We start from the raw sequence: 12880 nt of genomic DNA on the forward strand, positions 1-12880 counted from the left end.
GGGGGGGGGGGGGGGGGGGGGGGGGGGGGGGGGGGGGGGGGGGGGGGGGGGGGGGGGGGGGGGGGGGGGGTGCCGCCCCCCCCCCCCCCCCCCCCCCGCCCCCGCGGCCGGTGCGGACGCCCCGCGGCGCCGCACCGGCCCCATGTCACCGCGCGAACCGGAAGGGGCGCGGCGTCACGCGAACCGCTGCCCCGCGCCGCCGTCGCAGTTCTGCAGTTTCAGCGCGTCCCGGGCCGCCGCGAGCGTCAGGCACAGTCCGGTCGAGGCGGCCGGGCGCAGGGTGCCCGACTGCCGGACGAACTTCTGGTTGGCCGCGCCGGAGCAGTTGTAGAGGATGAGCGTGGCGCCCGCCTTGTAGTCGGCGCCCGGCACGTCCAGGCACCGGTCGTGGCTCAGCTCCGTGCGCAGGGTCTGCGTGCCGGAGTCGTACCACCATCCCTGGTTGCGTCCGCCGTGGCACTCCCAGCCGCCGACCTTGGTGTCGTTGCGGGTCACCGAGGCCGGGGCGTCCACGCAGGTGCCGGTGGCCTCGTTCTTCAGGGGTTTGAACACGTCGTCCCACGCCACCGGCTGGAGGACCGGCTGCCCGGTGCTCGCCGGGTCGGCGCAGCTCGCCTCGCGCAGGCCCGAGTTGTAGATCTGCGTCAGGCAGGAGGCGAAGGCGCCGTGGCCGCGCTCGTTCGGGTGGAAGGACTGCCGCAGGGAGTTGGAGTCCGGCGGGAAGTGCGACAGGTCGATGTAGAGGCCGCGGGCCCAGGTGTTCTCGCTGCACACCTCGTGGCCGTGGAAGAGCCGGGAGTTGTCCAGGTAGACGGCTCCGGTGTCGGCCGCGACCTTGCGCATGCCGCGCTCGAAGGTGGGGACGGCCACGTTGCGGCCCCAGGCGGCGTCGGTGTCGTACCCGGCGCAGCCGCCGGGCAGTTTGCCGGGGAAGCTCGGGTTGTCGTAGAAGTCCGGTCCGATCGGGCTCGGGTAGCCCATGACCACGAGCTTGTAGTCGCCGTTGCCGTACCCGGCGTCCGACATGACGGTCCGCAGGTCGCGCACCGTCTTCTCGACCTTGGGCACGAGGCCGTCGACGCGCGCCTGCCAGCCACCCTCGTACTTCGGCTGGCAGGTGCCCTGGGAGAGCACCCAGCGCGTGACGCAGTCCGTCATGACCGGGCCGAACTGGAGGTCGTCGTTGGCGCCGGCGACCAGCACGATCATCTTGATGCGGGTGTTGCGGGCCTTGATGGCGAGGTTGTCGCTCTGCACGAGCTCATCGGCGTACTGCTTCGACCCGCCGATCACGATGTTGCCCGTGTACGCGCCGGAGCAGGAGACGTTGTACGTGACGTCCGCCTGGATGCCGGTGCGGTGGATGGCGGAGTCCGGCGAGCGGTGGCACCAGTTGTCGGGGCCGTTGGTGCCCGCCTCGTAGGTGCCGACGCCCTCGCCGGAGATCTCGCTGTCGCCGAGCGAGATCAGACCGGTCTTGCGGTCGGCGAGGGGTCGCTCGGCCGGGTCGCCGTACAGCCGGGTGGCCTCGGCGGCGCGGATGGTCTCCAGTTCGGGCGACAGGGGGGTGGATGCGGTAGTGCTGGTGGCGGAACGGTCCGCCGCTCCGGCCTGTCCTGCCGCGGCGGCCATGCCGCCGAATGCCGCCGCCATGGCCGCGGCGGTCGCGACCGTACGACGGAGTCTGTGCCTGGTGCGCCTCATGGGGCCTCCCGGGTCGCTGCACGGGGTACGGGGGTCGTCCCCCGGGAAAATGCAGCACCACCGGTATTTACTGGTCGGTAGGCAACTTGGGAATAGACAGAACCAGACAAGTGCTCAACTTTTTCAGGAGGTTGAATCCATGGACGACGCACAGGCCCCCGTACCGGACCCCGCGGCCACCGCCCCGACCGGCCCCGCCACGGCCCCCGGGCCCGGCTCCGGCTTCCGGGTCGAGCACGATTCGATGGGCGAGGTGAGGGTGCCCGCGGACGCCAGGTGGCGGGCCCAGACACAGCGCGCGGTGGAGAACTTCCCGGTCTCCGGACAGCGCCTGGAGCGGGCCCACATCGAGGCCCTGGCCCGGATCAAGGCGGCGGCGGCCACGGTCAACGCCGAGTTGGGGGTGCTCGACCCGGACATCGCCCGGGCCGTCCGGGAGGCCGCCGAGGAGGTCGCCGAGGGGCGCTGGGACGCCCACTTCCCGGTCGACGTCTTCCAGACCGGGTCCGGCACCTCGTCCAACATGAACACCAACGAGGTCGTGGCGACCCTCGCCACGGAACGCCTGGGCCGCGAGGTCCATCCGAACGACCACGTCAACGCCTCGCAGTCGTCCAACGACGTCTTCCCGTCCTCCATCCACATCGCCGCCACCGCGGCCGTCACCCAGGACCTCGTCCCGGCGCTGGAGCACCTCGCCGCCGCCCTGGAGCGCAAGGCCGCCGAGTTCGCGACGGTCGTGAAGTCGGGGCGCACCCATCTCATGGACGCCACACCCGTCACCCTGGGACAGGAGTTCGGGGGCTACGCGGCGCAGATCCGGTACGGCGTCGAACGGCTGCGCGCATCCCTTCCCCGCCTCGCCGAGCTGCCGCTGGGCGGCACGGCCGTCGGCACCGGCATCAACACGCCTCCCGGCTTCTCGGCCGCCGTCATCGCCGAGGTCGCCCGCGTCACCGGGCTGCCGCTCACCGAGGCCCGGGACCACTTCGAGGCGCAGGGCGCGCGGGACGGGCTCGTGGAGACGTCCGGCCAGCTCCGCACCATCGCCGTCTCGCTCACCAAGATCTCCAACGACCTGCGCTGGATGGCGTCCGGGCCGCGCACCGGCCTCGCCGAGATCGCCCTGCCCGATCTCCAGCCGGGCTCGTCGATCATGCCGGGGAAGGTGAATCCGGTCGTCCCGGAGGCCGTGCTGATGGTCGCCGCCCAGGTGATGGGGAACGACGCGACGGTCGCCGTCGCGGGCGCGGCGGGAAACTTCGAGCTCAACGTGATGCTTCCGGTCATCGCGAAGAACCTGCTGGAATCGGTCCGGCTGCTGGCCAACGTCTCCCGGCTGCTCGCGGACCGCACGGTCGACGGGATCACCGCGAACGAGGAGCGGGCCAGGGAGTACGCCGAGTCCTCGCCGTCCGTCGTCACCCCGCTGAACAAGTACATCGGGTACGAGGAGGCGGCGAAGGTCGCCAAGAAGTCGCTGGCCGAGCGCCGGACGATCCGCGAGGTGGTGCTGGAGTCGGGCTACGTCGAGCGCGGCGACCTCACGGTGGAGCAGTTGGACGAGGCCCTGGACGTGCTGCGCATGACCCGTCCGTGAGCCGTGCGCCCACGACGGTCCGGAAGGTGACGGCTCACGACGGACGGCGGGCGGCGGGCGGCGGACCGGGAGCTGCGGACGGCGGACCGGGGACGGACGGGACCCGGGGAGAACGCGGAGTGGTGGAGCAACCTCGCTCCTGAGCGGCGAGCCGGCCAGCCGGCCGCCCGTCCGAATTCCATCGGAACGGTGAAGGGCCTCCCGTCGTCCGACGTCCGCGACGAAGAACGACTCCGGCGGACACACCGGATTCTTCGATCACAACTCTCCCGCTTGCGCGATCGGGCGGCCGCTACCGCTGGCCGATACGAAAAGGTGCAGCTTGAACAGGCGTATTTCTCAACCCGGTTTCATTATCGCGATGTGTGTGCTGGCGACGGCATGCTCGGACGGAAAGGAGGCAAGGGTGAGAACACGGGACAGTGACACCGTGAAAGCGGGCGTCGAAAGGGCGTCCAGCCGGATTGCCGAGATCCTCGACGTCAAGGGGAAGGTAGTGAAGACAGGTGCGATGACATCGCACTGCTCGGACTACGGCACCGACGAGGAGGTCTACCGCGCACGTCACCCCTGGAGCATCCACAAGGCCCCCTTTACGGATATGCAGAAGGGCATGGACCGGTTGCGCGTCGAACTTCCGAAAGACGGCTGGCAGATCATCCGGGACGGCGTGGACGGCAGCAGGGCCGGGAGCCCGCAGATCGTGGCGGAGTCCAAGGGGGGCGAATTCGCGGTCGACATACGGTTGCACAGGGCGAGCAAAGTCGGAAACGCCCCGGATCTCCTGGAAGTCACCGTCGAATCGGCCTGCTACCGATCGGAGCAGGGGCTGCCCCGTCATCCGTGAGGGATCAGCGCGCGCCCACCGGGGCGGCTGCCCGCCGCACACCCGCCGGGGGCCGCGGGACAGCCCGCGCGGCCTCGTCGGCGGCGGCGGGCGCCCCGGCCCCTCGTTCCGCCTCTGCCGTCGGCGGTGATCGCGCTGGCGCCGCGTCGCGCCCTCCTCGGCATGGATCCGGAGTCGCACGACGCCGCTTGACGATCCACGCTCCATCACCGGCGAGGTCGTTAGGATCGGCCCATGGCAGGCACGGAGTACGTCGAGCGCGTCGGGCACTGGGCGCCGGGAGAGCACATCCTGTGGCGCTACCGCGGCAACGTCCCCGCGCCGCGGGACGCGGACGGCGGGCCGGACCGCGCCCCGGGTCCGGTCCATATCTGCCGCCCCGTCACCGTCGTCCGGGACACGGACGAACTGCTCGCCGTGTGGGTGGCACCCGGCACGGAGTGCGTGAAGCCGGTGCTGGCGGACGGCACCGACGTGCACGACGAGCCGCTCGCCACCCGCTACACCGCCCCGCGCACCACCGCCCGTTCGACCTGGCTCCACAACGGCGTACTGAAACTCGCCCGTCCGGGTGAACCGTGGTCGGTCTGGCTGTTCTGGGAGACCGGCTGGCACTTCCGCAGCTGGTACGTGAATCTGGAGGAGCCGCGCACCCGCTGGGCGGGCGGCGTCGACTCCGAGGACCACTTTCTCGACATCTCCGTCTACCCGGACCGCAGCTGGGTCTGGCGGGACGAGGACGAGTTCACCCAGGCGCAACGGGTCGGCCTGATGGCCCCGGGGACAGCTCGGCGGGTACGACAGGCCGGTCTGGCCGCCGTCGAGGTGATCCGGGACTGGGGCACGCCGTTCCGCGACGGCTGGGAGGACTGGCGGCCCGATCCGCACTGGCAGGTTCCGGCGCTCCCGGATGACTGGGACCGTACCCCCACCCCCATGACGTCATGAGACCCTTGTCGCACCCCAGGGGGGCAACCGTAGGATCGTCCCCGGAGTGCCCCGCCGATCCAACCGGTCGGTGTGGCACGGGACCTGACCACAAGTCATCGCACGAGCATCACGCACTGCATGAGCTGTACGAACCGCACATCAGTCGCATGAATCGTTTGAGCCACTACGAGGGGGTGGAGACGTGTTCGATGTCGCCCGCCCCGCCACCGGAAACGTTGTCACCGAACTGTTCCGCGGGCATCCGGTTTCGGCCCCTCGTTCGGGGGCATCCGGTGACAGCCGTTGTTTTCGCCGCTCTTGCCGGGGCAAAGTAGCGCCCCACGAGGTGACTGCCTCACACAACCGGCCCGGACGGACGGAACCCCACGCGTGACGGAGCATCCCACCTCCCACGAAGGCCGGCAGCCTCTCGCCGCCCGGTCGCAGGAACGTGCCCGGCCGCGGCAGCAGGACGCCGCGCCGGCCGTCTCCCATGCCGCCGCCGCGATCCCCGGTCCGGCCGCCGCTCCGGGCCCTGCGCTCCCCGGCCCCGCGGGGCTCGACCCACAGGTCGCGGTCCGGCGCGAGGGCGACCGGCTGCGGTTCGTCGGTGCGGCCACCCGGCGGATCGCCCGCGGCATCGATCTCGACGAGATCGTGCTGGGGCTGTGCCGGGCCAGCGTGCCGACGTTCTCCGACGCCATACTGGTCTACCTCCGCGACCCGCTGCCGGTCGGCGACGAGCGGCCGGTCTCCCCCTTCGTGCTCCGGCTGCGCCGCTCGGACCGGCTGCGGCTGCACGAGGAGGAGACCGACTCCCCGTCGGAGATCGATCGCCTGCGGCTGCCGGTCGTCGATCCGCACGGTGATCTGCCGCCCGCGGCCGAGCTGTGCGAGGTCCGCTCCGGCGGTGCGCTGTCCGAGGTGCTGCGCGGCGTGCGCCCGGTCTTCGGCGACTCCGCGGCGGCCCGTGCCGCCCTTCCCGAGCTGCTGGGCGCCAACCGGACGGTGCCGACCGGACACCGCGCGATCCTCGCCCCGCTGCGCGGCCGACGGCGCGTGATCGGCGCCGCCGTCTTCCTGCGCGGACCCGAACGGCCCGCCTTCGAGGCCAACGACCTGCTCGTCGCCGCCCAGCTGGCGACGCACACCGCGCTCGGCATCGACAAGGCCGTGCTGTACGGACGCGAGGCGTACATCGCCGACGAGCTCCAGCGCACCATGCTGCCCGACTCGCTGCCCCAGCCGACCGGTGTACGGCTCGCCTCCCGATACCTCCCGGCCGCCGAGACCGCCCGGGTCGGCGGCGACTGGTACGACGCGATCCCACTGCCCGGCAGCAGGGTCGCCCTGGTGGTCGGCGACGTCATGGGGCACTCCATGACGTCCGCGGCGATCATGGGCCAGCTGCGCACCACCGCCCAGACCCTGGCCGGGCTCGACCTGCCGCCGCAGGAGGTCCTGCACCACCTCGACGAACAGGCGCAGCGGCTCGGCAGCGACCGCATGGCGACCTGCCTGTACGCGGTGTACGACCCGGTCGCGCACCGCATCACCATCGCCAACGCCGGGCACCCGCCGCCCGTCCTGCTCCACCTGGGCGGGCGGGCCGAGGTGCTGCGGGTGCCGCCCGGCGCCCCGATCGGGGTCGGCGGGGTGGACTTCGAGGCGGTCGAGCTGGACGCCCCGGCCGGGGCCACTCTGCTCCTCTACACCGACGGTCTGGTGGAGTCCCGGCTGCGGGACGTGTGGACCGGGATCGAGATGCTGCGCGAGCGCCTCGCCGCCACCGCACGGCTGACCGGACCGGACCATTCGCCGCCGCTGGAGGCGCTGTGCGACGACGTCCTGGACATGCTCGGCCCGGGTGACCGGGACGACGACATCGCCCTGCTCGCCGCCCGGTTCGACGGGATCGCTCCGAGCGACGTCGCCTACTGGCACCTGGAGCCGGAGGAGACCGCCCCGGGGCGGGCCCGCAGGCTGGCCCGGCGGGCGCTGAGCCGCTGGGGGCTGGAGGATCTGTCCGACTCGGTGGAACTGCTGGTCAGCGAGGTGGTGACCAACGCGGTCCGTTACGCGGAGCGACCGGTGACACTGCGGCTGCTGCGCACCGACTTCCTGCGCTGCGAGGTCGGCGACGACGCCCCGCAGCTGCCGCGGCAGCGCCGGGCACGGGACATGGACGAGGGCGGGCGCGGCCTGTTCCTGGTGAACCGGCTGGCCAGGCGGTGGGGGGCGACGCGGCTCTCGACCGGCAAAGTCGTCTGGTTCGAGATTCCGACCCGGGGCCAGTAGGCGGACGGCCGGGCCGACGGCGGTCCGGCCCGCACGGGAAGAGCCCGGAAGGGAAAGCCCGGAAGGGAAGAGCCCTGCACGGACGGTAGCGAAATGTTGCCGACCTCCTGTCGGCGGAGTTGACTTCAGTCGTGAACGAGGCGACCTGAGCGAAACCCCCACCGACGGGAGGACCCTCGTGCCTGAGGAATCGAAGACCAGGAACACCCCCTACACCACGAACAACGCCGGAATCCCGGTGGAGAGCGACGAGCACTCGCTCACTGTCGGGTCCGACGGTCCGATCCTGCTCCAGGACCACTACCTCATCGAGAAGATGGCCCAGTTCAACCGGGAACGGGTCCCCGAGCGGGTGGTCCACGCCAAGGGCTCCGGCGCTTACGGCTTCTTCGAGGTGACCAACGACATCAGTCAGTTCACCAAGGCCGACCTCTTCCAGCCGGGCAAGCGGACCGCCATGCTCGCCCGCTTCTCCACGGTCGCCGGTGAGCAGGGCTCCCCGGACACCTGGCGCGACCCGCGTGGATTCGCTCTGAAGTTCTACACGGAGCATGGCAACTACGACATGGTCGGCAACAACACGCCGGTCTTCTTCGTGCGCGACCCGATGAAGTTCCAGGACTTCATCCGCTCGCAGAAGCGGCGCCCGGACAACGCGGTGCGCGACCACGACATGCAGTGGGACTTCTGGACCCTGTCCCCCGAGTCCGCGCACATGGTGACGTGGCTGATGGGCGACCGGGGCATCCCGAAGACCTACCGCAACATGAACGGCTACAGCTCGCACACCTACATGTGGGTCAACGCGGGCGGCGAGCGGTTCTGGGTGAAGTACCGCTTCAAGACCGACCAGGGCATCGACTTCTACCCGCAGGACGAGGCCGACCGGATGGCCGGCGTCGACGGCGACGTCCACCGCCGCGACCTGTACGAGTCGATCGAGCGCGGCGAGCATCCGAGCTGGACGCTGTACGTCCAGGTCATGCCGTTCGACGACGCGCCCGGCTACCGGTTCAACCCGTTCGACCTCACCAAGGTGTGGCCGCACGGCGACTATCCGGAGATCGAGGTCGGCCGGATGACGCTGAACGAGAACCCGGAGGATTTCTTCGTCCACATCGAGCAGGCGTCCTTCGAGCCGTCGAACCTGGTGCCGGGCATCGGTCCGTCGCCCGACAAGATGCTGCTCGGCCGGCTCTTCTCATACCCGGACACGCACCGGTACCGGATCGGTCCGAACTACGCGCAGCTACCGCCGAACCGCCCGCGGTTCGGCCGGAACTCCTACGCGAAGGACGGCCCCATGCGGTACGAGCCCTCGCGCACGGGCGCGGTCTACGCGCCGAACTCGTACGGCGGTCCGGCCGCGGACACCTCGCGCTACGGCGACCCGGCGGGCTGGGCCACGGCGGGCGAGATGGTGCACGAGGCGTACAAGCTGCACCGCGAGGACGACGACTGGGGCCAGGCGGGCACGCTGGTGCGCAAGGTGCTGGACGACGCGGCGCGCGAGCGCATGGTGTCGAACATTTCCGGCCATTTGCTGGACGGTGTGAGCGCCCCGGTGCTGGAGCGGGCCCTGCAGTACTGGCGCAACGTGGACAAGGACCTCGGCGACCGGGTCGCCAAGAAGGTCAACGGCGGCTGACACCCGCCCGACGGCACGAGGGCGCCACGGAAACGGGCGGGGGCGGTACCGAGAAGGTACCGCCCCCGCCCGTGCCGCTCATCGCCGGTTCTGGCGCTCAGCGCGCCGGCTGGTTGTTGTTGGCGATGTTGTTGCCGTCGCCGGGTCGGCCGGCGCCCGCGCCCTCGCCCGGCACGTCCGGCGACTCGCTCACCGGGGGCACGTCCGGCGACTCGCTCACCGGGGGCACGTCCGGGGACTCGCTCACCGGCGCCTCGGGGGTCCGGATCGGGCTCTCCTTCGGCGGGTTCGGGTCCTGGGTCGGGTCCTGGGTCGGGCTCTCCGTCGTCGAGGGGCTGTTCGACGGCGTCTGCTGCACGGTGGACTCGCCGCGCTCGACGTCCTCCAGGTCGAACTTGGCGTCGGAACCGCCGTTCAGCGCGGCCAGGGTGTAGTCCGCCCAGATCTGCGCCGGGAAGCCGCCACCGTTGGCCCGGCCCGAGTTGGCGGTACCGGTCAGGCTGACCTGGCCGCCGCCGTTGGGGGACTCGCCGAAGAGGGCGACGACCGTGGTGAGCTCGGGGGTGTAGCCCGCGAACAGCGCGGCCTTGTTGTTCTCCGACGTACCCGTCTTGCCCGCGGCGTCGTAGGCCGTGGTGTCGGCCTCGTGGCCGGAGCCGCTGTCCACGACGCCCCGCAGCACCGAGGTCACGGTGTCGGCGGACTTGCGGCTGATCGCCTGGCCGCCGACGCCCTCGACGGGCTCGTAGGTGCGGCTCTGGTGCTTGGCGGCCTTCACGATGAACGGCGTGACCTTCTTGCCGTGGTTGTCGAGCGTGGCGTAGGCGCCCGCCATGTCCCAGGTGGAGGCGTTCATCGTGCCGAGCGTGATGGCGGGGCGCTCGGGGAAGTTCTTGTCCGGCACGCCCAGCGCCAGCGCGGTCTTCTTCACCGTCGCCGGGCCGACGTCGACGACCATCTGCGCGAAGACCGAGTTGATCGACTTGTTCATGGCGGTCTGGACGGTGACGTCGCCGTAGTTGACGTCGTCCTCGTTCTGCGGGTTGAACGGGGTGTCGCTGCCCACGACGGGCCGCTTGCTGGTGCCGTCGTAGCGGGTGTTGACGCCGATCCGGTCGCCGTCCTGGGTCTTCGCCCCGTTCTCCAGCGCGGCGGCGAACACCAGCGGCTTGAAGGTGGAGGCGGGCTGGTAGTCCTGGCGGGTGGCGTTGGAGATGTAGTGCTTGACGTAGTCCACGCCGCCGTACAGCGCGACGACCGCGCCGGTCTTCGCGTCGACGGAGGTGGCGCCCGCCTGGACGGTCGCGTCGACCTTGTTGCCCTTGCGGTCGAGCTTGGACTCCAGACGGCCATCGACCGCCTTCTCCAGCTCCTTCTGGCGCTTCTTGTCGATGTTGAGGGTGAACGTCCAGCCGCCGGCCTGCCGGACCTCCGCCGTGAGGCCCTGCTTGTCGAGTTCCTTGTTGGCGGCCTCGACGAGATACCCCGTCTGGCCCTCCATGCCGGGGGCGGGCTTGGGCTTCATCGGGACGGGGAACTTCTGGTTGTCGCGCTCGGCCTTGTCGAGCCAGTGCATCTCGACCATGTTGTCGAGCGTGTAGTTCCAGCGGTCCTTGACGAGCTTCTTGCCGGTCTCCGAGGCGGTGGCCCAGTCGTACTGGCTGGGCGCCTGGAGCAGCGAGGCCAGGTAGGCGCCCTGGGAGACGTTGAGGTCCTTGGCGTCCACCCCGTAGTAGGCCTGCGCCGCGGCCTGGATGCCGCTCGCGCCGCGACCGTAGAAGGCGGTGTTGATGTACCCGGCGAGGATGTCGCTCTTGCTCTGCTTCTGGTCGACCTTGAGGGAGATCACCAGTTCCTGGAGCTTGCGGCTGATCGTCGGTTCCTGCGTCAGGTAGTAGTTCTTCACGTACTGCTGGGTGATGGTCGAGCCACCCTGCTTGCCCTTGCCGGTGAGCGTGTTGATGATGCCGCGCGTGGTGCCCTTGAGGTCGACGCCCTTGTCCTTGTAGAACGTCTTGTTCTCCGCCGCGACGAAGGTGTGCTGCACCACCTCGGGAACCTCGGCGAGGTTCACGTTCTGGCGGTTGACCCCGTCACCGACCCGGGTCAGCAGCGAGCCGTCGCTGTACTGGTAGACGTTGCTCTGCCGCTCGGCCAGGGCATTGGCCTTCGGGATGTCCACGTAGAGGTAGAGCCCTACGCAGGCGCCCATGACCAGCAGGCAGAGACCGAAGAAGGTCCCCAGCATCTTCCGCCAGGTGAAGAGCCTGCGTATGCCGCCCCTCCCCGGCGCCCGCCGCGCTCCGCGCCGCTGGGCTCTTCGCGCCTCCGCTCGACCCATCGCTGTTCCGCTCCTGTTTCTCCGCCCGACCGGCTCGGTCGGTTCGACTCAGCTAACACCGTCCTTGAGGACGGAATGCAAGCGATGCGGCTTTTTCCGGACGTGACAATCAGCACCCGCTCTCAAGGGAACCGACTCCCGACGGGCTCCCAAGGTTGCGAAATCCGTTAATGTGTAATCACATTGCTAGCAGAGATTGCTTCTTCGAAACGGGGGATCCCATGACCGACCAGGACATCGCGGGCAAGACGGCGGTACCGGCCACCGACCTCGCGCCCGACGCGCCGCAGATGCCCGAACCGCAGGTGAGAGAGGTGACGGCGCACAGCATTCCCGGCGGACTCGGCCTGCTGCTGACCGTGCTCGGGGTGTTCGCCGGCATCGCGCTCGCGATCATCGGCGGCGTCGTCGGCTCGAACGGGAACAACGGGGTGGGCGTCCCGGTGTGCATCCTCGGGGTCCTGCTCGCCATCGCCTCGTTCTTCTGCATGACGGGTGTGAAGATGGTCGCACCGGGCGAGGCCCGGGTGATCCAGCTCTTCGGCCGGTACGTCGGCACGATCCGCACCGACGGACTGCGCTGGATCAACCCGCTCACCAGCAGCCGGAAGATCTCCACCCGGGTGCGCAACCACGAGACCGCGGTCCTGAAGGTCAACGACGCCTACGGCAACCCCATCGAACTCGCCGCGATCGTCGTGTGGAAGGTCGAGGACACCGCGCAGGCACTGTTCGAGGTGGACGACTTCCTGGAGTTCGTCGCCACCCAGACCGAGGCGGCCGTCCGGCACATCGCCATCGAGTACCCGTACGACGCACACGACGAGGCGGGCCTCTCGCTGCGCGGCAACGCCGAGGAGATCACCGAGAAGCTGGCCGTGGAGCTCACCGCCCGGGTGCAGGCCGCCGGTGTGCGCATCATCGAGTCGCGCTTCAGCCACCTCGCGTACGCCCCCGAGATCGCCTCCGCGATGCTCCAGCGCCAGCAGGCCGGGGCGGTCGTCGCGGCCCGGCAGCAGATCGTCGAGGGCGCGGTCGGCATGGTCGAGATGGCGCTGACCCGGATCGCCGAGCAGGACATCGTCGAGCTGGACCCGGAACGGAAGGCCGCCATGGTCAGCAATCTGATGGTGGTGCTGTGCGGTGATCGCGCGGCGCAGCCGGTCCTCAACACGGGCACGCTCTACCAGTGACCGACGAGTCCCCGGCGCGCAGGACCCCGCCGCGGCGCAAGCAGATGCTGCTGCGGCTGGACCCCGCGGTGCACGACGCACTGGCCCGCTGGGCGTCCGACGAACTGCGCAGCGCGAACGCCCAGATCGAGTTCCTGCTGCGCAGGGCGCTGGCGGAGGCGGGCCGCCTGCCCGGCACGGCCCGCCCGATCCCGCGCCGGGGGCGCCCGCCCAAGGCCGCGGACCAGGAGCCCCCGGCACCCGAGTGACCCGGAGCACCCACCCGGCCCGATGGCGGGCCCGGGAGCGGATTCCCCCGCTCCCGGGCCCGCCATCCGCC

General features: G+C 70.6%; 9 protein-coding genes. 7 read left to right on the forward strand and 2 right to left on the reverse strand.

Annotated features, from left to right (window positions below):
- Positions 1-174: 174 nt before the first annotated feature.
- A complete protein-coding gene (locus ACF1CT_RS36270; protein WP_391788296.1) occupies positions 175-1704 on the reverse strand; it encodes a ricin-type beta-trefoil lectin domain protein in 1530 nt (509 codons plus the stop codon).
- Positions 1705-1843: 139 nt separating this feature from the next.
- On the opposite strand from ACF1CT_RS36270, the gene ACF1CT_RS36275 reads away from it, so the two are divergent.
- The 5 genes from ACF1CT_RS36275 to ACF1CT_RS36295 all read left to right on the forward strand — a co-directional run bounded on the left by ACF1CT_RS36275 (position 1844) and on the right by ACF1CT_RS36295 (position 9027).
- On the forward strand, positions 1844-3304 hold the full coding sequence (locus ACF1CT_RS36275) for a class II fumarate hydratase (RefSeq protein WP_391788297.1): 1461 nt from the start codon (positions 1844-1846) through the stop codon (positions 3302-3304).
- 406 nt (positions 3305-3710) lie between these two features.
- The gene (locus tag ACF1CT_RS36280) at positions 3711-4151 is read left to right on the forward strand and encodes a hypothetical protein (RefSeq protein WP_391788298.1); all 441 of its coding nucleotides are present in this window, start codon (positions 3711-3713) and stop codon (positions 4149-4151) included.
- 234 nt (positions 4152-4385) lie between these two features.
- Positions 4386-5099 (forward strand): DUF402 domain-containing protein, encoded by a 714-nt coding sequence (locus ACF1CT_RS36285; RefSeq protein ID WP_391788299.1) that lies wholly within the window; start codon positions 4386-4388, stop codon positions 5097-5099.
- Positions 5100-5471: 372 nt separating this feature from the next.
- Positions 5472-7379, forward strand: a complete 1908-nt coding sequence (locus tag ACF1CT_RS36290) for a SpoIIE family protein phosphatase (RefSeq protein ID WP_391788300.1) — start codon at positions 5472-5474, stop codon at positions 7377-7379.
- Between the two features lie 178 nt (positions 7380-7557).
- Positions 7558-9027, forward strand: a complete 1470-nt coding sequence (locus ACF1CT_RS36295; RefSeq protein ID WP_391788301.1) for a catalase — start codon at positions 7558-7560, stop codon at positions 9025-9027.
- A gap of 97 nt (positions 9028-9124) precedes the next feature.
- Here ACF1CT_RS36295 and ACF1CT_RS36300 read toward each other — a convergent pair whose 3' ends face one another.
- Positions 9125-11368 (reverse strand): transglycosylase domain-containing protein, encoded by a 2244-nt coding sequence (locus ACF1CT_RS36300; protein ID WP_391788302.1) that lies wholly within the window; start codon positions 11366-11368, stop codon positions 9125-9127.
- Positions 11369-11589: 221 nt separating this feature from the next.
- Here ACF1CT_RS36300 and ACF1CT_RS36305 point away from each other — a divergent pair, with 221 nt between their 5' ends.
- Positions 11590-12561 (forward strand): SPFH domain-containing protein, encoded by a 972-nt coding sequence (locus ACF1CT_RS36305; RefSeq protein ID WP_391788303.1) that lies wholly within the window; start codon positions 11590-11592, stop codon positions 12559-12561.
- Entirely contained in the window at positions 12558-12809 is a 252-nt protein-coding gene (locus ACF1CT_RS36310; RefSeq protein WP_391788304.1) for a hypothetical protein, read from the forward strand. The genes ACF1CT_RS36305 and ACF1CT_RS36310 overlap by 4 nt, the downstream gene beginning before the upstream one ends.
- Positions 12810-12880: the final 71 nt, after the last annotated feature.

Origin of the sequence: Streptomyces sp. NPDC014734 (genome assembly GCF_043083325.1) — a bacterium.
Lineage (GTDB): Bacteria > Actinomycetota > Actinomycetes > Streptomycetales > Streptomycetaceae > Streptomyces.